The following is a 23,784-nucleotide window of genomic DNA, read 5'->3' as shown; positions in this document are numbered from 1 at the left end:
GGATTATGGTTTTCTTGAAAACAAAATGGGTGCTGGAACTGCTTGGCGTGCTTGCCGTTGCGCTGCTGATCTGGTTTATCGGTCCGTTGATTGCGATAGCCGGAGCAGTTCCATTGGAGTCCGAATGGGCTCGCTGGTTGGCGATAGGGATTTTGGTCGCTGTCTGGTTGGCATATCGTATGCTGCATAAGGTACTCTCGACCAACCGCGAGAAAAAACTGATCGCGGACTTAGCGACGGCCGATGCCAACGACGCGGCTTCCGCCAGCGAAGCGGAATTGGACGTGCTGCGGCGCGGCTTTGAGGATGCCCTACAGCTATTGAAAACGCCGACCGGTAAATCGCGCGGTAGCCAGTATTTGTACGAGCTACCCTGGTACGCCATCATCGGCGCGCCGGGCTCCGGTAAAACTACCGCACTAATCAACTCCGGCTTGCATTTTCCTCTGGCCGAGCGCTTGGGCAAACATGCGATTAAAGGCGTCAGCGGGACCCGAGATTGTGATTGGTGGTTTAGCGACGAAGCAGTGCTGTTAGATACCGCCGGTCGATACACAACCCAAGATAGCCATCAGCAGGTCGATGCATCGGCTTGGCACGGCTTTTTGCAGTTGTTAAAAAAATACCGGCCGCGTAGGCCGTTAAACGGGGTTTTCGTCGCCGTCAGCGTCGGCGATTTAATGCGGCAAACCGAGGAAGAAATTCGCCAGCATGCCACGGCTGTGCGCCAGCGTATCATGGAACTAAACGGCCAATTGGGCGTGCAGTTGCCCGTTTACGTATTGTTCACCAAAACTGATTTGCTGGCCGGGTTTACCGACTTTTATGCCAATCTGAGCGAGGACGAGCGTGGACAGGTATGGGGTGAAACTTTTGCGCCGGGAGCGGGCGTTCAAGACCTGCCGCAGCACCTCGATCAATTTCGGCTCGCGTACGACGAATTGGTGGACCGCTTGCTGCAGCGCCGCCTGAAGCGCATGCAAGAAGAGCGCGACCTACAACGCCGTGCGGCGATATTCGATTTTCCGCAGCAAATGATGTTGTTGAAATCGTCAGCTTTGCAATTTCTCGAAACCACGTTTGCGGTTAGCCGATACGAGGAGCCGTTTTTACTACGCGGGGTTTATTTCAGTAGCGGTACTCAAGAAGGCACGCCTATCGACCGGGTGTTGTCAGCCTTGGCGAGCAGCTTTCGCTTGGAACGTCAGGCCGTGCCGATGATGAGCGGACGCGGCAAGAGTTTCTTTCTCGGCAAATTGCTCAAACAGGTCGTATTCCCGGAAGCCGATTTGGTGGGTGTCGATCCGAAGATCGAACGCCGCTATCGATTGTTGTCGCTTGGCGCTTACGCCGCCACGGCGGGCGTCGTCGTTATTGCCGTGGTTTGCTGGTTTGTTAGTCTGACAGCAAATAAACTGGCGCTGGCTGAAGTCGAGAAACATGTAGCCGCGTTTCGCGCCAGCAATGCGGTCGGCACGGACACCCGTAGTGGATTTGTCGCGTTGTTGCCCAAACTCAATGCTCTTACCGATGCACGAGAGGTTTATCGCCAAGTGGGTTGGAGTGGGGGTTTCGGCCTGTACCAGGGCGACAAGATCGAAGCCGGTGTCAATGTGGCCTACGAAAAACTGCTGAGGGATAACTTCTTGCCGTTAGTTGTCGTGCGCTTAAAGGAACGTATGCAGGGCGACGAAGGCGCTAATCTGGATGTGTTATATCAGTTGTTGCGCGTATACCTGATGTTCGGCGATCCGAAGCGCATGGATATCAAGGTCGCGCAACCCTGGGTTAAGCTGGATTGGGAGCATCAGTTTTCCACGGACCCCGAAACGCAGGCCCAGTTGCTGACTCACTTGGACAATTTGCTGGCGCTCGACTTGGATTCGGCGCCGATTGATAACAGCTTCGTCACGTCGGTTCGTAATAAACTCACCCAAGTACCGCTGGTCAACCAAGTTTATAGCCGCTTCAAAAGCGAAGCCCTATTCGATCACGATCACGATGTCATATTGGCCGGCCAGTTGGCGCCGAACGGCGATCGAGTCTTTTCCGCCGCCAATGGCAAGGGCTTGGATAGCCTGATCGTGCCTGGATTGTTTACCAGTTACGGCTACACCGACTGGTTTTTAAAGAAGGGCATGGATTACGTCAAGGAAGCCGCCTCGCAAAATTGGGTGTTGGGTGTCAGCGCCACCGATACGGTGTTGGAATTGGATCGCCTGTACGGCGACTTCAAACGCCTGTATCTGGCCGATTATCAGAAGACGTGGGATGGCGTGCTGACGGCGGTCAAGTTTCGACCGCAACCGAGTACGACGCAACTGGTCGATACCCTTGATTTGTTGTCCCGACCCGATTCGCCGTTAAAACTGCTGCTGGAGTTGGTCGAGAAAAATACCTCGTTGAGCAAGCTGTCGGCCAATCTGGCGGATAGTTTGACCAAAGCGGCCGGCGGCGGGTTAGCCGTTCCGGAAGCGGCAACCCAAAAGTTGCTAGCCATGGCCAAGCAAGGCGACAGCGGTATTGATCCGGTTAAAGCTTTGGAGGCTTATTTCGAGCCCTTCAACTTACAAGTGCGCGGCGCGGCCGATAGGCCTGCGCCGATAGCATCTACCCTGACCAGTCTGAAGAATTTGCACGACTATCTGATGCAGATCGGCGCGGCCAGTAATGCCGGAGGCCAGGCACTGTCCACCGAGGCCGCCAAAGCTGCCGGCGGCGGCATCGATCCCATCCAAGCCGCCAAAATGGAGTTCGCGCGTTTGCCAGGTCCGATCGCCGCGTCGTTGAACGCATTGACCGCGACTGGCGGCCAGCAAATCAAGACGGGCGCCAAGGGCCAGTTGAACGATTTGTTGAAGACTTCGGTCAGTTTGCCGTGCAAAGCCGCATTGACCGGTCGCTACCCGTTCGCAAAAAACACTCCGCAAGACGTGTTGATGGCCGACTTCGGCAAGGTCTTTGCCGCGAACGGCGTGGTAGATCAATTTTTCAACACCAATCTGAAGGCCTTTGTCGATACCGCGCAGGTGCAATGGCGGGAGTTGGCCTCCGATAACGCACTGGGCTTGGCGCCGGCGAGCATCCGCCAATTCCAAATTGCCGCCAAAATTCGCGACGCGTTTTTCCCGAACGGCGGGGCGGTGCCGCAAGTGCAATTCGAGTTAAAACCGTTGACCCTGGACGACCGGATCGGGACTTTTCGGCTGAATGTCGAAGGCCAGGAGCTGGTTTACCGCCATGGTCCGGAGCAGTTGACCAAATTCCAATGGCCCGGCACCAACAACAGTGCCGGGGTTCGGGTCGTGTTCGAAGCCTTGGACGGCAAGCAAGTCAGTCGGACTAAGGAAGGGGCATGGGCTTTATTTCGGATGCTGGACGAATTCAATATCGAGCCGACTAGTCTGCCGGACCGCTTCAATTTGACCGTGCAATTGGAGGGTTATAGCGCCCGTTTCGAGCTGCGTGCCGCTAGCGTCAATAACCCGTTCGGCATCAGCGAGTACCAAACTTTTCGTTGTCCGGAGTCGTTGTGAGCGTTCCGGAAAATCACCGCGTCGGTTTTTTCGGCAAAGTACCGGCGCTGGGCGATTTTGTCAGTCGGCGCTTGCCCAGACAGTTTATCGATCCCTGGGATCAATGGCTGCAAGGATCGTTGCGTGCCAGCCAGGAAATGTTGGGCGACCAGTGGCTTTCGCTATTTCTGGTCAGCCCGATTTGGCGCTTCACACTTAGTCCCGGCCTTTGCGGGCCGTCGGCTTGGGCCGGCGTGATGATGCCCAGCGTCGACCGGGTGGGGCGTTATTATCCGCTGACCTTGGCGCAGGCGGTCGATGCCAATGCCGTTTCAGCTTTGTTTTTGCCGGAGTCCGATTGGTTTTCCCGTTTGGAGGAGGCGGCTTTGGCCGGCTTGGCCGAACAGTTTGATCTGGATGGCTTTGATCGCGAGATTCTGGCGATCGATGCGGTGTCGGCCGGTCAGTTCGCGCTGGATTCCACGGGAGAACGCGTAGGTTCCGCTAAGCAAGCGGTTCGCTTCGACCTGGACTCATTGGCGCAGGTAGGCAACGTGTTCCCGCGCTTGAGTCAGTTGTTGCTTGACCGCTATTTGGGCAATTACAGCCTATGGGCTTGTCATGGCACTCAACAGGGCCGGCCGAATTTTTTGTATTGCGAAGGTTTGCCGCCGCTCGATGCCTACGCTGGTTTCCTACAAGGCGCGCCGCGCCACAGCAATGCTTGGCAGTGCCAGGTTTTCAGTCTTGCGACGCCGCCGGTTTCCGAGGCCGTCGGTGCCGTGAATTCGGAGCCGCCGCCGCTGCCACCGCTGCCGGAGTTATCCGGCGTTGAGCCGAGTTTGGCTTGGGATTCTCACGGGATTACCGTGGTAGGCAACAAGCGTAAACACAACGAGGACGCGATGCTGTGTCGACCAGGCCAGGGTTTATGGGTGGTGGCCGACGGTATGGGCGGCCACCAGTCCGGCGATTTGGCTAGCCGCCTGTTGGTAGACAGTCTCGCGGAAATGCCTGAATTGGCCGACTTGGATGCGGAAATTGCCTGGGTCGGTAGTCGTTTGATTAAGGTCAACGACGATTTGTGCCGCTTTGCGCTAAGTTTGCAGCAAGGTGCGGTGATCGGTACCACCGTGGTAGTGCTGCTGGCCAGGGGGCGCCAGTGTGCGGCAGTCTGGGCCGGGGACAGCCGCTTGTACCGGTTTCGGGCCGGCCGGATAGAGCAGGTCACCCGCGACCACACATTATTGGACGAATTGATGGAAACCGGTTTGATGAGCCGCGAAGACGCCCTGCAGCAAGTCGGCGCCAACGTGATTACGCGGGCGGTTGGCGGTCAGGCCAAATTGGAACTGGATACACTGCGCTTTGTTGCCGAAGCCGGCGACCGCTATCTGTTATGTAGCGACGGATTGGATAAGGAGCTGGCGGACGATGAGATTGCCGACATGTTGGCCGGTGCCAGCTGCCAAACGGTTGCGGAAGCCTTGATCAATGCCGCGCTAAATCGCACGGGCCGGGACAATATTACCGTCGTCGTCGCCGAGTGGGCATGACTGCGGTTGAGTGGCTTCGCGAGCGGTGATAGTTTTATACTCATTTTTTGGAAAGCAGGGGGAAGGCCATGAACAATAACGCCAGTTGGTTGGGTTTAACGGTAATTGCCGGATTGCTGGCTACCGAGGTCTGGGCCGAAGACAAAAACTTCGGTAAGGCTACTCCCAATCCCAACGAGATTATCGAACATTTCAAGGAACCTGCGGCGCAGCCGGCACCGGCGGATGCCGACGACTACCAGGACGTACCCGAGTCCGAGTTAGAGAATGTCAGGGGGCTGAAGAAAATCAGCAATATCGACAAAGCCACCGGTCGTAAGGTGCAGTTACCGACGACGGTGGCCGAGAAGGCTATTTCGATGGAGATTTTGTTCGACTATAACTCAGCGACCCTGAATGCCCAGGCCAAGACTCAGTTGGAGCCGGTCGGTAAGGCCTTGGCTTCCGGCGAACTGGAAGGGATCAAATATCGGATCGAAGGTCATACGGATGTTGTCGGGGGTGATCAATTCAATATCGAATTGTCGAGGCGGCGCGCGGAGGCGGTTAAGGCGTATTTGATCGATAAATTCGGTATTGCCGGCAATGCGATTCAGATTGAAGGGCGCGGAAGACAGGAATTGGCCGACGCCAAAAATCCAACCGCCGAGGCGAATCGACGGGTACGTATCGTCAGTCTGGGTAAGCAATAGCCACGATTTCGGCGGGACGAGAAGAGAATTCACTTGAGCGTAAGCAATCTGCCCGCTGCTGATGCCGTGCCGGTCGAAATGACAGCCGGCGACGGAGAGCGTCCGTGACGCCTGCTGAAGACGACGACAAAACTCACTTGTTTACCGCAAGCGCGGGTCAGGGCGTGCCAGTCGCCGATGCGCCTAATTCCGACGCCACGGTATTGGCCAACGAGGCCACCGAACTCGCCAATGACAGGCCGCCGCCCGCGTTTCAGCAAATCGCCCGCCCCCCGGCCATCGGCGATTTGCTGAAAGAGCGTTTCGAGCTCATTCAAAGTTTGGGCGAGGGCGGTATGGGTATGGTGTTCAAGGCCGTTGATCGACGCAAAGTTGAAGCCAGGTCGAAAAACCCCTATGTCGCGATCAAGGTATTGAATCCCGCACTGGCGCTGAACGAAATGCTGGTGGCAGGTTTGCAGCGCGAATGCGAAAAGGCCCAGGAACTCTCGCATCCCAACATCATCACGGTCTACGATTTCGATAGAGACGGCGATCACGTGTTCATGTCCATGGAATACCTGGCTGGTCGGTCTTTAAGCCAGTTGATCCGCGACGCCTCGGCGTCCGGCGGTGTTGCATTAAAGAGGGCCTGGCCGTTGATATTGAGCATGGGCGAGGCCTTGGCCTACGCGCATCGCAAGGGAATCGTGCATAGCGACTTCAAGCCGGCCAACGTGTTCGTCACCGAGGGCGGTGACGTCAAGGTGCTGGATTTCGGCATCGCTACCCGCACCAAACAAAGCGGCGATCCGGACGCAACGGTTTTCAATGCCCGGGTCGAAGGCGGGCACACGCCGCCCTACGCCAGTTTCGAGATGATGAACGGTGCCCAGGCCGATCCGCGCGACGACATCTACGCTTTTGGGTTAGTGGTTTACGAATTATTAACCGGCCGGCATCCCTACGGCCGCAAACCAGCGTCTACCGTGTTTATCGGGCAGCAACGCGGGGAGAAGCTCGCGCCGGCGCCGGTCAAGGGCTTGAATCGCCGCCAATGGCAATTGTTGAAATCGACCATCGAAATACTGCAGGAGCGTCGGCCCAGGGCGCTGGAAGAGTGGTTGGAACAATTCGATCCGGAAGCAGGTTGGTCGCCGCAATTGGTCGGCGGCAGCGTGGCGATCGCTTTGGTTTTGGCGGGCGGACTCGCCAATTGGTGGTTGACCCGGCAGTCGCCGGAACCGTTGCCGGCCTCCGACGCCCAACGTTGGCAGATCGCCGCTCCGCCTCAGGTTGCGGCGCCGCCTTCGGCCGATGCCGGCGCCGATCGGCAAGCGACCGTCGGCGACAGCGTCAAACTTGACGCTAGTGCTTCCAGATCCGGCGACGGGCAGCCGCTGACTTATATCTGGACACTGGCGCAAAAGCCGGATGGCAGTGCCGTTTCTTTGCAAAATGCGGATACAGCGCATCCCGAGTTGACTCCCGACAAAGCCGGCGATTACCGCGTGGAGTTGACGGTCATGGACGGCCATACCCGTTCGGCCGCCGACACTGTCGAAGTCAGGGTGGAGGCGGTTAAGGCCGCAGAACCGAAGCATCAGGCGGCTAGTGCCGACGGCGTTCTCAGTTTGGCATCCAGTAAACCGCAGTATCGGATCGGAGAGGAGCTGAAGCTGACGCTCTATACGGCCAAGTCCGGCTATCTGCGCGTGGCTTACATCGGTGCGACCGGCGAAATCAGCGAGCTGTTGCCCAACCAATACCAGAATGGCAAAGTCAAGGCGGACACCGAATACCGAATTCCGCCGCGGCCCGACAAATTCAAGCTGGAAATCACCGGCCCGGTCGGTACCGACAACATCGTCGCCGTTTTCAGCGAGCAAGCCTTGCCAAATGTCGAGAGTATCGCCAATAGCGATGGTTCGTTGGCCGAGGCCCTGCGAGCGCCGACTATTTCCGTGGTCAACATAAGCTATCAGGTGACAAACCGGAAATAATCCTTGAGAATGCTCGGCAACATCCAATCGATTTTGCCGACCAGCCTATGCCTACGCTTAAGCTCACCAGGTATCCCGTAGCCGTCTATGCCGCCGCGGCCGCATTGGTTCCCAGCATCGGTCAGGCCGTTAATTCCTCCGTCATCGTCGACGGAACCTTACAAACCAGCAATAACAACCCTAGTTCTCCGACGCCGCAAACTCTTAGTCCGAACGGCAGCGGCAAGATTGCAATAGACGGTGCCGATAACGGCCGGATTGTCGGCACCAATCTTTTATTCAGTTTTTCCGAGTTCAATCTGAACGCGAATCACACCGCCGAGTTTGCGTGTACGGCTTGCTCGGCCGTGAGCGACGTCATCAGTCGGGTGACTGGAACTAACTCAACAACAATAGACGGCACGCTGACTTCGACGATTGCAAACGCCAATTTTTGGTTTTTCAATCCTAACGGTATCGTGATCGGCTCGGGAGCGGTGATCGATGTGCCTGCCGAATTCCATATCGGCGCTACTGGGGTTTTGGGGTTTCAAGGCGACGGTTACTCTACTTCCACCAATAATACGGATGCCGGTCTCTTGATTGTACCGCCTGATACGTTTGGCTTTACCGGCGCAAATTCCGTAACAATTGAAGGTGCTAGCCTCAAGGCCAACGGTAACCTGGAAATTTTCGGTTCAACGCTGGTGGTGAGTTCGCCGGTTGCTACGCCTGTTACCACGCTGCAAAGTCATACCCCGAACGGGAATCTGGATATCGAGTTGAGAACCAGCGCCATGCAGGTGACGACATCGGGTACCACAACCTTGCAAACCAGCGGCGGCGCTCTGCTATTGGAGTCCACCTCGGATGGCGGTAATACCGCGAATATTAGCAATATCGGTACCTTTGCCGGCAGCCTGACATCTTCGAGCGGGACAATCACCAACGCCGGATCCTCCAGTACGATTACCGGTGACGCGACAGCGGGCACCAGCTTGACCAACGACGGTACCATCGGCGGCAACGCCAGTGCCGGCACGGTGCTGACCAACAGCGGCACCATCAATGGCAACGCGACCGGCGGTACCTCGGTCGTTGGCGTTGCGGGCCTGAGCGCCGACGTCAACGGCAAGATTTACACCGTGGTGAACCAAAACGGCGCGACATTGGGCAATGCCGTCGGCGATACCGTCAGCAGCCAGAACGGCACGGATATTCAAAACCTCGGCACGACCGGCGGCGCGGTGACGGCGGCGCGCTATCTGGACAACAGCGGCACGATCGGCGGCCTGGCCCGCGCCAATAACGGCGGCAGTCTCAGCGGCGTGACCAGCTTGACCAACGCCGTGGGCGGCAGTATCAACGGCGGCGCCCAAAGCCAAAACGCCACCGATCTGAACAACCAGGGATCGATCACCGGCACAGTCACCGCGTCGCGCAACTTGAGCAACAGCGGTACAATCACTGGCGACGCCACCGCCACCACCGGAACGCTGAGCAATGCGGCAAGCCAAACCATCACCGGCAACGCCAGCGCCGGCACTAGCTTGACCAACGACGGTACGATCAACGGTAGCGCCACGGCCGGCACCAATTTGAGCAACACTGGCGGTATCAGCGGCGACGCGACGGCAACCGCCGGCACCTTGACCAATGCGGCCAACAAAACCATCGGCGGCAACGCCAGTGCCGGCACCGTGCTGACCAATAGCGGCACCATCAATGGCAATGCGACCGGCGGTACCTCGGCCGTTGGCGTCGCGGGCCTGACCGCCGACGTCAACGGCAAGATTTACACCGTGGTGAACCAAAACGGCGCGATATTGGGCAATGCCGACGGCGATACCGTCAGCAGCCAGAACGGTACGGATATTCAAAACTTCGGCGTGACCGGCGGTGCGGTGACAGCGGCGCGCTATCTGGACAACAGCGGCACGATCGGCGGCCTGGCCCGCGCCAACAACGGCGGCAGTCTCAGCGGCGTGACCAGCTTGACCAATGCCGGCATCATTAACGGTGGCGCCCAGAGCCAAACTAACACTGATTTGAACAACCAGGGATCGATTACCGGCACAGTCACCGCGTCGCGCAACTTGAGCAACAGCGGCACGATCACCGGCGACGCGACCGCCACCACCGGAACGCTGAGCAATGCGGCAAGCCAAACCATCACCGGCAACGCCAGTGCCGGCACGGTGCTGACCAACGCCGGTACGATCGGAGGTTCTGCCACGGCCGGCACCAATTTGAGCAACACTGGCGGTATCAGCGGCGCCGCGACGGCAACCGCCGGCACCTTGACCAATGCGGCCAACAAAACCATCGGCGGCAACGCCAGTGCCGGCACCGTGCTGACCAACAGCGGCACCATCAATGGCAACGCGACCGGCGGCACCTCGGCCTTTGGCGTCGCGGGCCTGACCGCCGACGTCAACGGCAAGATTTACACCGTGGTGAACCAAAACGGCGCGATATTGGGCAATGCCGTCGGCGATACCGTCAGCAGCCAGAACGGCACGGATATTCAAAACCTCGGCACGACCGGCGGCGCGGTGACGGCGGCGCGCTATCTGGACAACAGCGGCACGATCGGCGGCCTGGCCCGCGCCAACAACGGCGGCAGTCTCAGCGGCGTGACCAGCTTGACCAATGCCGGCATCATTAACGGTGGCGCCCAGAGCCAAACTAACACTGATTTGAACAACCAGGGATCGATCACCGGCACAGTCACCGCGTCGCGCAACTTGAGCAACAGCGGCACGATCACCGGCGACGCGACCGCTACCACCGGAACGCTGAGCAATGCGGCAAGCCAAACCATCACCGGCAACGCCAGCGCCGACACGGTGCTGACCAACGACGGCACGATCGGTGGTAGTGCCACGGCCGGCACCGACCTGACCAACAGCGCGACCGGTACGATCAACGGCAGCGCCGTGGCGACAACCGGCAACTTGCTCAACCAAGGCCTGATCGCGCTGACTGGGTCCACCGATCAAAGCGTGACAGCCGGCGGTACGCTGACCCTGGACGGCAACGGCAGCAGCACCGGCGTGATCACCGTCAACAAAACCACCGGCACGGTCAGCGTCTCGTCCGTCGGCGCGCTGAACCTGGGCACCACCAACGTCGGCGCGATCCGCAAGACCGTCGGCAGCGGCAATCTGAGCGTGACCAGCGGCACGACCCTGAATATGACCGCCGGTTCGGTGATCGAAGACAGCAGTGGTGGGGCGGGGAATCTGACGGTAACGGTTGGCAGCGGCAACCTAGTGCTGAGCGGGGGTAGCGTCGTGACCAAAACGGGTAGCGGCGCGCTGAGCGTGGACGTGCAAAATGGCGACCTACAAACCAGCGGGGTCGGCAGCGGAATCAGCGCCGATCAAAACGGCGCCAGCGACAGCATCCACGCCAGTGGCGCAATCCAAATCGGGAGCGACACCAACCTGCAAGCCGACAGCGTGACGGCCGGCACGACCTTAAGCAATGCCGGCACGCTCAGCGGTTCCGCGACAGCCGGTACCGATTTGACCAACACCAGCGACATCAGCGGCGACGCCACGGCCACCGCAGGTGGCTTGAGCAACGTGGTGGGCAGCAGCATTGGCGGTAACGCCAGCGCCGGCACCAGTTTGAGCAACGATAGTACGATCGGCGGCAGCGCTACTGCCGGTACTGATTTGACTAACAACGGCGACATCGGCGGCGATGCTACCGCGACGGCGGGGGCTTTGACCAACGCGAGCGGCAAGACCATCGGCGGCAACGCCAGCGCCGGTACGGTGCTGACCAACGACGGGACGATCGGCAGTTCCGCGACGGCCGGTACCGACCTGACCAACACCGGCGGCATTACCGGCAACGCCACGGCCACCGCCGGTGGTTTGAGCAACGCGTCGGGCAGCAGCATCGGCGGCAACGCCAGCGCGGGCACCGGTTTGAGCAACGACGGCAGGATCGGCGGCAGCGCCGTCGCAAACGTCGGCAACTTAATCAATGGCTTGACTAGCGAGATAGGCGGCGAGGCCAGTGCCGGAGCGGTATTGGACAATAGCGGCACGATCACCGGGAATGCGACCGCGAATACCGGCGGTAGCCTGAATGGTGCCGTCGCGCTGACGAATAACTCGGCAGGCCGAATCGAGGGCGGCGCGGAAACTCGGAACGGCGGTCATCTCGACAATTTGGGAACTATCGTTGGCAGCGTGGCGGCTGGCGGAAATTTGACTAACGACGGTGCGATTACCGGCGACGTCAATGCCAGCGGCAGCGTGGTTAATGTTGCCAGTCGCACTATTTCCGGTAACGTCGAGACTGGAACGAGTTTGATCAACGAAACCGGTGCCAGTATTTCGGGGTCGGCCAACGCCGGAAGCGACTTGACCAACGATGGGACGATAGGCGGTAACGCCAGCGCGGCGACCGGTACGTTGGCCAACGCCGGCAGCGTCGGCGGAAATGCGACGGCTACGTCAGGCGCACTGACCAATGCCGCGGCCGGTTCAATCAACGGTAACGCCAGCGCCGGGACGACGCTGGTTAACGCTGGCGACGTCGCTGGCTCCGCCACGGCGGGTACCGATCTAGTCAACACCGGCACGGTCGGTGCCGCCGCCATAGCCGGTGCGGGAGCGTTAACCAACAGCGGTAGCGTCGGCGCGTTCGCTAACGCCGCGAGTTCGCTAAGCAATACCGGAAGCATTTCCGGCAACGCCGATGCCGCTGACATCGATAATGCCGGCCAAATTGGCGGCGATGCGAGCGCCGGTAACGACCTGATCAATTCCGGCGCGATCTCAGGTAGCGCCCGGGCCGACCGCGATGTCGACAACCGGACCGGCGGCGTGGTCGGAAGCGGTATTCATGCCGGCCGGGATGCATTTAACAACGGCACTGTCCAGGCCGGGGGTATCTCCGCCGACCGGGATATTGCCAGCCTAGCCGACGGCGATATTACCGGTGCCGCGGCTGCCGGACGGGATTTGAGCAACGCCGGCCGAATTCGTGGCGACGGTCAGGCCGGTGCGTCGTTGACTAACTCCGGACGGCTGGGTGGGGACGCGGTGGCCGGTGGCAAAATCACGAATACCGGTACGATCAACGGTCGTGCGGACGCGGCCGGTTCCAGCAGTCAAGCGCTGTTAATCGCGCTCGAAGCCGACGGAAACCGCATCGGCTTGCTGAATACCGGGACTATCGACGACGGCGCGGAAAGCCTAAACGCTACCGATATCGACAATCGCGGCCGTATCGGCGGCGATACTGCCGCAGCCGGCAATCTGACCAATGATGGCAGCATCGGCGGCAATGCGGTGGCGCGGGGAGGTTATCTGCTGAACAATCGCGGCATTGTCGCGGACGCCGATATTGAAATCGACGGCGACGCCGAGGCTGCCAGTTATTTGGTCAATGCCGGCCGTATCGGCGGTCAAGCTTGGGCCAAGGCAGGCGATTTGACCAATGCCGAAGGCGGGCGGATCGGCGGCTTGGCCTTAGTCGGAGACGGGGCGCCGGCGGCGGGCGACACGGCCCATGCCGCGTTGACGATGGCGGCGGCGCCGGCCGACGCCGCCTACAATATCGTCAATGCCGGCAGGATCGACGGCGATACCAGCGCGCCGGGCAATATCGTCAATAGCGGCACGATAGGCGGGCGGACGACGGCCGGCGGCAACGTCGAAAATACCGGCACATTGGACGGCCGAGTTCGCGCCGGCGGTAGCGTCACCAACTCCGGTAACATCGACGGCGATATCATCGCCGGCGGCGATATCGACATCGGCGGCCGCGTGAATGCGGCCTTGCTGCAAGCTGGGAACAACATCCTGGTTTCCGGCAGTTTGACCGGTAGGGCCGATAGCGGCCTGACCCTACAGGCGGTGCAACTGATTTTGGCCGGCGCGCGGATTTACAGTCCGGCCGCAATGAACATCGGCACGCCGTTGCAAATCACCCAAGTGATTTTTTCAGGCGGAGGTACGACGGTTTGGGTGCATGGCGATTTGGGCGTTAAAAACGAGGTTTACTATCGGCTGCCGGAAGGCGGCGATTACGGCAATATTCTGGGTAGCGAGACCGGAAAACTTTGGGTGCAGGCCGACAATTTGAAAGCGATCAAAGCTAATCCGCAATACCAGGGCTATTTGGCACCGGCCGGTAGCAGCCGCTCCGATTGGACGCCGGCCGCCGGGTTGAACCTGTTCGTCAACGGTTTCCAAAGTGGACAGCCCGGTAATTTGGTCAATGTCGATGTCTCCATCGTCGCCAAACCGGTGGATTTGCCGGATGTTCCGAACGATCCCTGCGGTAACGGCAGTTCGCTGGAGTTTAAGCAGAGCAACGGCGTTGTTCTGGCTTACGAGCAAATTCTGCCGTTTTCGGTATTCGGCGATGCGCCGCTCTCGCTGAGTTTGGCGGCGGCCGATCGCTTAAGCGTAACTTTCGACGCCCCTTCGACCGGCCGTTCTTGCGGTAAGGCATAAGCGATGGCGATACGGCGAAAGCTTGGGATGTTGGACGGTCGCGGTTTGGTACAACGCGGAGCCAAGCCGGCGCCGGATGCGGGGACTGTCGGCCCGGACAGATTGAAGGCCGCCACGGCGCTCGCTAAGCGAAACCCGATTTGGTCTCGCCGCTTGGGAATTGGATTAGTGATTGCCGCCTTCGCGACCAAGACCGTGGCGGACGAACCGCCGCCGCTGAATGCCGACCCGACCAAGTCCCGACAGCCGACCTTGGCCCAGCCGGAGCGGCCGGCTGTTGGCAGCGGCGGTTTCGTGTTGCCGGAACTGCCTAAGTCGGGTGCCCCGGCGTCGACCGGCGGCAGCGTCGAGCTGCAGCGTGTCATTTTCGACGGCAATACTGTTTTCGAAGACGCGGAACTACAGAGCGTCGCGGCGGCATTTTTGCACCGTCGAATCGGCGCCGCCGACATCGAAATGCTACGACGCGCGGTCAGCCAATACTACATCGATCACGGCTATATCAATTCCGGCGCCGTGCTGGCGAGTCAGTCGCTGGCCGACGGCGTGCTGCACTTGAATATCGTCGAAGGGCGGTTGACCGAAGTCCGGCAGAGCGGGCAACAGCGTTTGCGCGAGGGGTATTTGCGAGACCGCTTGTTGGTTGGAGCCGGCGAGCCTTTAAGGGTCGAGGATTTACAAGACAGTTATCGGCAATTGCTGACTGATCCGTTGATTCAGCAATTGAACGGTCGCTTAGTGCCGGGAGAAAAGCTGGGCGAGGCGATTTTGGATTTGCGAGTCGAGCGGGCCAGGCCTTACCAGTTATATTTGGGCGCCGACGATTACCAGACGCCGGCCGTGGGCGCATATACCGGCCGGGTCGGCGGTTGGGTCGACAACCTGTTGACTCTCGGCGAGCGGATCGACGGTCAGTTCATCGTCAATGAAGGCGTGCAGGGTTACAACACCGGTATCAGTGTGCCGCTGACCGCGCGCGATTTGCGGGCCAGTTTTCGCTACAGCGACACCTACAGCAGCATCGTCGAACCGCCGCTGGAGACTCTGAACATTACCAATCACATCGTCGGTTTCGAAGCCGGACTTAGCCATCCGATCTATCGGCGCTTTAACGACGATCTGACATTCAGCGTGAATATGGCGTTTCGCGAAAATCGCAGCCAAGTCAGTAATACTTGCCAACCGATTTCCGGCGGCGAAGGCTTGGGGTGCGCGACCCAAGCCAGCGTCATGCGAATTGCCCAGCATTTTTCGCATCGCGGCGAGGACACGGGATTGGTGTTTTGGTCTACCTTCAACGTCGGTTTGGATATGTTGGGGGCGACGACTAATCGACCGGGTTTGCCCAGCGGCCAATTTTTCAGTTGGTTGGGCCAGAGTTTGTTTTCGGTGAAGTTGCTGGAGAACGGCGCCGCCCTGTTGGTGAAGGCGAATATTCAGTTGGCGGATAAGCCGCTACTAAACTTGGAACGTTACGCGTTGGGCGGGGCGTATACGGTCAGAGGTTATCGGGAAAATACGTACGTGCGCGACAACGGCTTCAATGTCGGCGCCGAAGTCAAATATCCGCTTTACCTGGATGTCGGCGGCCGCGACGGCCTGCATTTGGTGCCGTTTATCCAATACGGCGGCGCTTGGGACAGCCCGACCGCGACCAATGCTCGGCCATCCACTCATTATCTGTATTCGGCCGGTATCGGCTTGCAGTGGCAGTTTCGAGGTTTGACGACCGAATTTTATTGGGCGCATGCGTTTACGCCGGTGCCGAATCGGCAGCGCAGCAGCCACAGTATTCAAGATGACGGTATCCATTTTCGGGTCAATTTCAACGTTTTTTAGCGGAATAGACCCTAGCGGAGTGGCGATATATCGCGAGTCTTACGAAATCCCGTGCCGATTTCGGTTGGCGAATGGCGGTTCTGACGTTCGGCGCTCCGCGAGATATTCGTTAAATCCTTTTCAGAACAAGTTGTTATCGGAAGCGAGGCGGCTTCGGTCGTGGTTGGCACGCTTGTTGACACATTAAGCTGGTTGGAGACGCCAACCTCGCCGGAGCGACGATAGCGAAATCGGTTCTCGGCGGATCGGCAGGAGGGGGATCGGTCGAATAGCCGCGATAGCGATTGCCGAAAATCCGGTCCAGCCATGGCCAATCCAAGACGAGGAAATCGAATTGCCAAATTTAATGCTAGAAGCGCAAATGCGGCTAGACTTGATTGCCATAACTGTTCTGGCGCTGGGAGTGGCGGTTGGAAATGCCGCGTCGGCCGAGATGCCGGTGCCGGTTTCCGCCGCCGAGATTCGATCGGTAGTCTTGCGCGGCGAGCAACTGCGAGACAACGGTGAGTTGCAAGCGGCGCAACAACAGTTCGATGCCGCGCTGCAAGCGGTGGTCGATGTTAAGGGCGATGTAGGTTTATTGGCGGCGGTCGAGGCGGCGGCGGGTTACAACCTGTTCTTGTTGAACAGTAAAGAGGCCGCAGAACCCTTGCTCAAAGCCGCTTATCGGAATACCGAGACCGGGCCGGACTATTTACGCGGATTAGTTGGGCTCTATTTGAGCGAACTGGCTCTAGCCGGGGGCGATCGGCAACAGGCCTTGCAATACGCAGATCAGGCTGAAGCGGCTTTGCGGAGCCAGGGCGACAGCCCGTTACGAATGAGCGTGGCGTTGAGTCGGACGGCGGCGGGTGAAGATAAAAGCGGTCGAGTTGCCGCATTGCTTGAGCTGGCTGCCAGAATTGAAGGTTTGCCGAACGATTTTCCGGCGGCCAAGGTACGGCTGAAAACCGCCGAGGCTTTGCTGGCCGAGGCGGCGCCGAGCGATGGCCAGGGCTGGGTTGGCGCGGCGTATGCCGCACTGGACAAGGTATTGGCGGGCGCTAACCCGCCGCCGCGCATGCGGGTGGAGGCCTTGTTGGGGATGGCCAGATTATATCGCCAGCAAAACCGCGATCGCGAGGCCCTGGCACTGACCGAGCAAGCGTTGGCCTTGGCCGGAGATCGACGCTACCTGGAATTGCTGGCCGAGCTTGAAGCACTGCAAGGCGACTTGTTGCTGCGGTTGGGACAACAGGTACCGGCGCTACGCGCCTACGAGCAGGCGGTGAACGATTTGTTGGCGATTCGGGGCGATTTGCCGATCAATTTACCCGATGGTCGTAGCGCGATCGATACCGTGATCGATCCGTTACACCGTGGCTACGTCGATTTGTTGTTACGGCAAGCCGGCACCGGCGATTCCGAGCAACAGGCGCTGAACAAGGCCATGTCCAGCATGGAAGCGATCAAGGAAGCCGATTTGCAGGACTTTTTTGGGGCGGTGTTCGATCTCGGTGCAAACCCGGGACGATTGGCGAGAACTGGCGTTTCCGGAAACCGTCATCGTTTACCCGATTTTGTTGACCGACAGGCTGGAGTTGTTGATGAAGCATGGCCCGCTCGTTGTGCGACGTAGCGTGCCGGTGTCGGCCGAGCGGGTACGCGAACAGGCGCAAATCCTGACGCAGCGATTGCATGCCGGCAAGGACTACCGGGCCGCGGCCAAACAGCTTTACCAGTGGCTGTTCGAACCGATTGCCAACGATGTCGCGGCGGCCGGCGCGAAATTGCTGCTCTACGTGCCCGACCGCAATTTGCGGGCGGTGCCGTACTCGGTGTTACAGGATGGCGGCCGGTTTTTGGTCGAACAATACGCGATCGTGACATTGCCGGGTTTGACGTTTCAAAATTGGGACAAGCAGGTCGCGAAACGGAAGAACTTGCGGGCCCTGGTCGCCGGTTTGAGCCGGCCGGACGGCGCCGCGATCGACACGCTGCCAGACAACGTCGTCGAACGTTTGATCGGCAATAAACCCGCCGATGTCGCGCAGAAAGCCATGGACCGTTCGCGCTTGGTCGAAGAATTGAGCTTGCCCAATATCGAGCGGGAAATCGATTCGGTCGCGAAACGACAGAACAGCACGATGTTGTTGAATAATCAATTCACGGCGTCGGCGTTGAAGAGGGATATAGAAACCGGCGATTACGCGAAGGTGCATATCGCTTCGCACGGGTATTTCGGTAAGAACGCCAAGGAAAGTTTCGTGATGGCTTACGATCAGAATCTGACCTTGCTGGATTTCGAGGGCAGCTTGGGTGGCGATCGATTGAAGAGCGAACCTATCGATTTATTGACGCTGAGTGCTTGCGAAACGGCCGAAGGCGACGACCGGATGCTGTTGGGTTTCAGCGGATTGGCGGTCAAGAGTAACGTTTTAAGCGCGGTCGGTAGCCTGTGGTCGATCAACGATCAGGCCGCCACCGAATTCATGCATTTGTTTTACGACGGATTGGGCAATTCCTTGAACAAGGCGGAAGCGATGCGCCAGGCGCAGATCGCGATGATTAAGTCCAAACGTTTTAAACACCCGTTTTTTTGGTCGCCGTTCATTCTGATCGGCGGGTGGCAATAACCGACCCTAACAGGAGCAGGACTGAACCATGGCCGATTTATCCGGTTTACTGGACGAGATTTCCGCCGACAACCCTTGCGGCGACAATCTGGAATACGACAACGCCAGGGTGGCGTTGGATACCGATATTCTAGGGACGCCGGAGAATCAATTTTCCGGCGAAAAAGCCATGCCGCCCAATTGGCGGCAAGTGCAAAAGGATGCGTTGGCCTTGCTGGGGCGGTCCAAGGATCTGCAGGTCGCCCTATATTTAATCCGTTGTCTGATTCCGACCGAAGGCGTGCGCGGTTTTCGAGACGGTTTAAACCTGTTGACCGAGTGGATAGATCGCTACTGGGAGCACCTGCATCCCCAGCTTGATCCCGACGATGGCCTCGATCCGACCCTCAGGATCAATATCATCGAAGAACTGAACAATTTCGATTGGGTGCTCAGGCCCTTAAGTCAGACGATGTTGGTTGAGTCAAAATCGGTGGGTCGGTTTTGTTTGCGCGATATGCAATACGCCACCGACAAGCTCGACCTCCCGGCCGGCCAGACCAAGCCGGAAATCAGCGCGATCAACGCGGCGTTTCTGGATGTCGAACTCGAGGAGCTCGCGGCCAATTTTCAAGCCATCAATGACAGCATGGCGCTATTGGACCGCTTGGATGCGGCCGTTGTCGATCGAGTAGGCAATAGCCAGGCGGCCAGTCTGAGCGCGGCCAAGGCCTTGTTTAAAGAGATTCGGCATTTTTTCGAGCAATTTGCCGGTAGCCGCTTGGCTGACCAAGCCGAGCCGGAAAGCGACGTTGCCGAGGAGGATGTGGCGGATGCCGGCGAAACGGTCCGAGTGTCCGCCAAGCCCAAGGCGGGGTCAGGCGAAATAGCGACGCGCCAGGATGTTTTGAAATCGCTGGATTTGATTTGCAAGTATTACGCGGAGAACGAACCCTCCAGTCCGGTACCGATTTTATTGTTGCGGGCAAAACACCTGGTGACCGCCGATTTTCGCGAAATTGTCCTAAATTTGATGCCGGATGCCCTGACGCATATCGATGCGTTGAAAGGCCCCGATCCACACTAACCTTTTTTGTAGTCGTTAAATATCTCAAGCGGAGAATATCATGGCAGAAAGCAGTCAAAAGTTTATTCAAAGGAACCGGGCGCCCCGGGTCCAGATCGAGTACGACGTCGAGTTGTACGGCTCGGAAAAAAGGTGCAGTTGCCGTTCGTGATGGGCGTCATGTCCGATTTGTCCGGCAAGCCGGCGGAACCGTTGGCGCCGGTGGCGGATCGTAAGTTACTGGAAATCGATGTCGATAATTTCAACGAACGCTTGAAATCGATGAAGCCGCGCGTGGCTTTCCAGGTGGCGAATACTCTGACCGGCGAAGGAAACCTGAATGTCGATATTACCTTCGAAAGCATGGACGACTTTTCGCCGGCCGCCGTCGCCAAACGGGTCGCCGGCCTGGATAAAATCGTCGAAGCCCGCACGCAGTTGTCCAATCTGATCACTTATATGGACGGCAAGACCGGAGCGGAGGAATTAATTGCCAAATTGATCAACGATCCAGCGTTGCTGCAAACCTTGGCCGCCTCGGCCAAACCGGCCGACGCCGAAGGCAGCGAGGGTTAAGTCATGGCGGAATTGGAAAATCAAGCCGCGCAAGGCGCAACCCAAACTCTGGAACTGGACGACTTTTCGGCGCTGTTGGCGAAGGAATTCAAACCGGGCACCGAAGCCGCCAGCCAAGTCAATACCGCGGTCGGCACCTTGGCTCAATACGCGTTACAGGACGTCACCAAGGTCTCCGACGATGCGATCAAGAGTATCCAGGCCATCATTGCCGGCTTGGATCAAAAAATCACCGAGCAGCTTAACCTGGTTCTGCACCACCCGGATTTTCAAAAACTGGAAGGGGCTTGGCGAGGCCTGCACTATTTGGTGAACAACACCGAAACCGACGAGATGTTGAAAATCAAGGTATTGAACATCTCGAAAAACGAATTGGGTAAAACCCTGAAAAAATTCAAGGGAACGGCCTGGGATCAAAGCCCCTTGTTTAAAAAGATGTACGAAGAGGAATACGGCACCTTTGGCGGCGAACCCTTCGGCTGTCTGGTGGGCGACTACCACTTCGACCACAGCCCGCAAGATGTCGAGTTGTTGGGCGAGATGGCGAAAGTCAGCGCCGCCGCGCACGCGCCTTTCATCTCCGGCGTCGCGCCTTCGGTGTTGCAGATGGAAAGTTGGTCGGAGCTCGCCAATCCCCGCGACCTAACCAAGATTTTCCAGACTCCGGAATATGCGGCCTGGCGCTCGTTGCGGGAGTCCGAGGACTCGCGTTACATCGGCCTGGCGATGCCGCGTTTCCTGAGCCGCTTGCCTTACGGTTCGAAAACCGATCCGGTCGAGGAGTTCGATTTCGAAGAAGATACGTCCGGCGCCGACAGCAGCAAGTACACCTGGGCCAACGCCGCGTACGCAATGGCGGTCAACATCAACCGCTCGTTCAAGCTTTACGGCTGGTGTTCGCAAATTCGCGGCATCGAGTCCGGCGGTGCGGTCGAAGGTTTGCCGGTGCACTCGTTCCCGACCGACGACGGCGGTGTCGATATGAAATGCCCGACCGAAATCGCAATCACCGATCGGCGCGAGGCCGAACTGGCGAAAAGCGGCTTCATGCCGTTGTTGCATAAGAAAAATACCGATTTCGCGGCCTTCATTGGCGCGCAGTCCTTGCAAAAACCGTTCGAATACCAGGATCCCGACGCGACGGCCAACGCCAACTTGGCGGCCCGCTTGCCTTACTTGTTCGCGACCTGTCGCTTCGCGCATTACTTGAAGTGTATCGTCCGCGATAAAGTCGGATCTTTCAAGGAGCGTCAAGACATGCAGGCTTGGCTGAATACTTGGATCAGTCAGTACGTGTTGACCAATCCGGCGGTAGCCACCGAAAAAGACAAGGCGCGCAGGCCGTTGGCGGGCGCCGAGGTGATTGTCGAGGAAGTGGAAGGCAACCCAGGCTACTATCAGTCCAAGTTCTTTCTGCGGCCGCATTATCAATTGGAAGGGTTGACGGTGTCCTTGCGTTTGACCTCTAAATTACCGTCACAAAAAGGTTAGACCGGTTCGGCGAACCGAGTTTGGTATGTGTTGGCGGCGGCCGCCTATTTGGTCGCCGCCAGCGGCAGATGTTTTATACATCCCGGCGCGCCGGGGCTATAAATCTCAGGGTAAAGATACCCGTTAAATTTTTCTTAAAACTTGATCGGAAAGGAGAGCACCATGATTTTATTAAAATTCGCAACCGAAATTAAAGGCGACAGCACCGTAGCCAGCCACAAGGACTGGATTACGCTGGACAGCCTGCAAATGGGCGTGGGCCGGGCGATTTCGCAAAGTGGCGGCGGTAAGGACCGCGATACCAGTAATCCATCGTTTTCGGAAGTAACTTTTACCAAAAATATGGACGTGGCGTCGGTGGATTTGTGGATGCAAGCCATTTGCGGCAAAAGTTTGGGAACCGCAACCATTCACTTCATCCAAACCGGCGGCAGCGATGCCAAGGGCCAGGTTTATTTGGAAATCGAACTCGCGGATGCGATTATCAGCAGCTACAGTCAAGGTAGCGGCGGCGATCGTCCGACCGAGAGTATCTCGATCAATTTCAACGAAATTAAAATGAAATACAACTCGTTCGGCGAAGGCGAGGCACCGATTACCGGTGCGTTCAAAGGTTGGAGCGTCAAAGCCAACGAAACCGTTTAAGGGCCTATCCCCGGCGGTTTTCCGCCGGGGTTTTTCCATCTTTTGGAGTCATCCATGCAGGACGTTTCACGCTTGATTGCCGACGGCGACTTGGACGAGGCGTTGCGGAACACGCAACAACTCATCCGGCAAAACCCAGCGGAGCCTAAATCCCGCATCTTGCTGTTCCAGCTTTATTGCCTGATTGGTCAATGGGACAAAGCCCTGACCCAATTGAACGTGTTAAGGGACCTGGACAAGTCCACCCTGCTGATGGTCGGCACTTACGAACAAGTATTGCAATGCGAGGCATTGCGCAAGGATGTTTTCGCCGGACTGAAAACACCACTGATTTTCGGCGAGCCGCGGGAATGGCTGGCTTTGTTGCTGGAAGCGCTAAAGCTGGAAAATAACGGCAACTATCAACAGGCCGCCCAGATGCGCGTCCAGGCCCTGGAGCAGGCGCCCGCCACCTCGGGGAGTGTCGACGGTACGCCGTTTGCGTGGATCGCCGACGCCGATAGTCGGCTTGGGCCGTGTTTGGAAGCGATCATGAATGGTCGCTATTACTGGATTCCGTTTATGCAAATCGGCAAGATTCAGTTGGAGCCGCCCACGGATTTACGCGATTTGGTTTGGGTCCCGGCCCACTTTACCTGGGTCAACGGCGGCGAGGCGGACGGTTTGATTCCGACCCGTTATTCCGGTTCGGACGCATCCGACGACCCGCGGATACGCCTGTCGCGGCTGACCGACTGGCAAGCGGTCGCCGACGGAATCGTTCACGGACTTGGGCAACGTTTGTTGGCCACCGATGTCGACGATTACGCGTTGCTGGACTTGCGCCTGATCGAATTGGCTAGCGAGTAGGGGCACGCGAAATGGCTGAATTGTTGCATTCCGAGCGCCTGCAACCCTCGTTGCTGGATCGTCTGACCGACGATGCGCCGGAGAATCGGACCGAGGCGCGCGAGCAGCGGGTGATGTCGTTGCGTCAGTTGCGGCAAAGCGTGCTGCGCGATTTGAGTTGGTTGCTCAACACGGCTGCACTGGAGAGCATGGTGGATTTGTCCGAGGTGCCGCATGCCGCGCGTTCGGTGATCAATTTCGGTTCGCCGGTGTTTTCCGGCGTGGCGGTGACCGGCATCGACGTGCGTAAGGTCGAAACCAAGGTTCGGCAAGCCATCGCTCAGTTCGAACCGCGCATTTTGGCCGACAGCCTCAGCGTCGAATTGATTAAGGACAGCGAACAAATGAGCAATAAAGCGCTGTCGTTTCGAATAGAAGGCGATTTGTGGGCGCAACCGCTACCCGTGCATTTGTATATCCGTAGCGATCTGGATTTGGAAACCGGGGAAATCACCGTGAAGGATTGGGACGGTTAG

Annotated in this window: 14 protein-coding genes; all 14 read left to right on the top strand. The window is 58.3% G+C overall.

Annotated features, from left to right (window positions below; genetic code table 11):
• Positions 1-5: 5 nt before the first annotated feature.
• The 14 genes from tssM to tssE all read left to right on the top strand — a co-directional run bounded on the left by tssM (position 6) and on the right by tssE (position 23,784).
• Positions 6-3,536, top strand: coding sequence for a type VI secretion system membrane subunit TssM (tssM, locus tag ACP4CD_RS15085; protein ID WP_426991501.1), 3,531 nt, complete (start codon positions 6-8; stop codon positions 3,534-3,536).
• Positions 3,533-5,071 carry a type VI secretion system-associated protein TagF gene (gene tagF / locus ACP4CD_RS15080; protein ID WP_426991500.1) on the top strand — a complete coding sequence of 513 codons (1,539 nt, stop codon included), beginning with the start codon at positions 3,533-3,535 and terminating at the stop codon, positions 5,069-5,071. Before tssM ends, tagF begins: the two co-directional genes overlap by 4 nt.
• 68 nt (positions 5,072-5,139) lie before the next feature.
• Entirely contained in the window at positions 5,140-5,763 is a 624-nt protein-coding gene (locus ACP4CD_RS15075; RefSeq protein WP_064028775.1) for an OmpA family protein, read from the top strand.
• Positions 5,764-5,867: 104 nt separating this feature from the next.
• Positions 5,868-7,745 (top strand): protein kinase domain-containing protein, encoded by a 1,878-nt coding sequence (locus ACP4CD_RS15070; protein ID WP_426991498.1) that lies wholly within the window; start codon positions 5,868-5,870, stop codon positions 7,743-7,745.
• A 104-nt stretch (positions 7,746-7,849) separates the two neighbouring features.
• Entirely contained in the window at positions 7,850-14,209 is a 6,360-nt protein-coding gene (locus ACP4CD_RS15065) for a hypothetical protein (protein ID WP_426991496.1), read from the top strand.
• 3 nt (positions 14,210-14,212) lie between these two features.
• On the top strand, positions 14,213-16,048 hold the full coding sequence (locus ACP4CD_RS15060; protein WP_426991495.1) for a ShlB/FhaC/HecB family hemolysin secretion/activation protein: 1,836 nt from the start codon (positions 14,213-14,215) through the stop codon (positions 16,046-16,048).
• Between the two features lie 334 nt (positions 16,049-16,382).
• Positions 16,383-17,666: a hypothetical protein gene (locus ACP4CD_RS15055; protein WP_426991494.1), complete on the top strand. Its 1,284-nt coding sequence runs from the start codon at positions 16,383-16,385 to the stop codon at positions 17,664-17,666.
• Positions 17,635-18,663, top strand: coding sequence for a CHAT domain-containing protein (locus ACP4CD_RS15050; protein WP_426991492.1), 1,029 nt, complete (start codon positions 17,635-17,637; stop codon positions 18,661-18,663). Before ACP4CD_RS15055 ends, ACP4CD_RS15050 begins: the two co-directional genes overlap by 32 nt.
• Positions 18,664-18,691: 28 nt before the next feature.
• Positions 18,692-19,729 carry a type VI secretion system protein TssA gene (gene tssA, locus ACP4CD_RS15045; protein WP_426991491.1) on the top strand — a complete coding sequence of 346 codons (1,038 nt, stop codon included), beginning with the start codon at positions 18,692-18,694 and terminating at the stop codon, positions 19,727-19,729.
• A gap of 132 nt (positions 19,730-19,861) precedes the next feature.
• Positions 19,862-20,284 carry a type VI secretion system contractile sheath small subunit gene (gene tssB, locus ACP4CD_RS15040; protein WP_426991490.1) on the top strand — a complete coding sequence of 141 codons (423 nt, stop codon included), beginning with the start codon at positions 19,862-19,864 and terminating at the stop codon, positions 20,282-20,284.
• Positions 20,285-20,287: 3 nt separating this feature from the next.
• Positions 20,288-21,775 (top strand): type VI secretion system contractile sheath large subunit, encoded by a 1,488-nt coding sequence (gene tssC / locus ACP4CD_RS15035; protein ID WP_064030003.1) that lies wholly within the window; start codon positions 20,288-20,290, stop codon positions 21,773-21,775.
• A 162-nt stretch (positions 21,776-21,937) separates the two neighbouring features.
• Positions 21,938-22,420 (top strand): type VI secretion system tube protein Hcp, encoded by a 483-nt coding sequence (locus ACP4CD_RS15030; RefSeq protein ID WP_064030001.1) that lies wholly within the window; start codon positions 21,938-21,940, stop codon positions 22,418-22,420.
• A 54-nt stretch (positions 22,421-22,474) separates the two neighbouring features.
• Entirely contained in the window at positions 22,475-23,269 is a 795-nt protein-coding gene (locus ACP4CD_RS15025) for a type VI secretion system accessory protein TagJ (protein WP_281022075.1), read from the top strand.
• A gap of 11 nt (positions 23,270-23,280) precedes the next feature.
• Entirely contained in the window at positions 23,281-23,784 is a 504-nt protein-coding gene (tssE, locus tag ACP4CD_RS15020; RefSeq protein ID WP_071156198.1) for a type VI secretion system baseplate subunit TssE, read from the top strand.

This window comes from Methylomonas stagni (genome assembly GCF_050154735.1).
Classification (GTDB): Bacteria; Pseudomonadota; Gammaproteobacteria; order Methylococcales; family Methylomonadaceae; genus Methylomonas; species Methylomonas koyamae_A.
Note: the sequence above shows the minus strand (reverse complement) of the source record. Positions and strands in the feature narration are given on the sequence as shown.

Coding starts and splice junctions, on each gene's coding strand:
- tssA (WP_426991491.1), top strand. CDS start 18,692: ATGGCCGATTTATCCGGTTTACTGGACGAGATTTCCGCCGACAACCCT.
- tssC (WP_064030003.1), top strand. CDS start 20,288: ATGGCGGAATTGGAAAATCAAGCCGCGCAAGGCGCAACCCAAACTCTG.
- ACP4CD_RS15050 (WP_426991492.1), top strand. CDS start 17,635: ATGAAGCATGGCCCGCTCGTTGTGCGACGTAGCGTGCCGGTGTCGGCC.
- ACP4CD_RS15025 (WP_281022075.1), top strand. CDS start 22,475: ATGCAGGACGTTTCACGCTTGATTGCCGACGGCGACTTGGACGAGGCG.
- ACP4CD_RS15060 (WP_426991495.1), top strand. CDS start 14,213: ATGGCGATACGGCGAAAGCTTGGGATGTTGGACGGTCGCGGTTTGGTA.
- tssM (WP_426991501.1), top strand. CDS start 6: ATGGTTTTCTTGAAAACAAAATGGGTGCTGGAACTGCTTGGCGTGCTT.
- ACP4CD_RS15030 (WP_064030001.1), top strand. CDS start 21,938: ATGATTTTATTAAAATTCGCAACCGAAATTAAAGGCGACAGCACCGTA.
- tssE (WP_071156198.1), top strand. CDS start 23,281: ATGGCTGAATTGTTGCATTCCGAGCGCCTGCAACCCTCGTTGCTGGAT.
- ACP4CD_RS15075 (WP_064028775.1), top strand. CDS start 5,140: ATGAACAATAACGCCAGTTGGTTGGGTTTAACGGTAATTGCCGGATTG.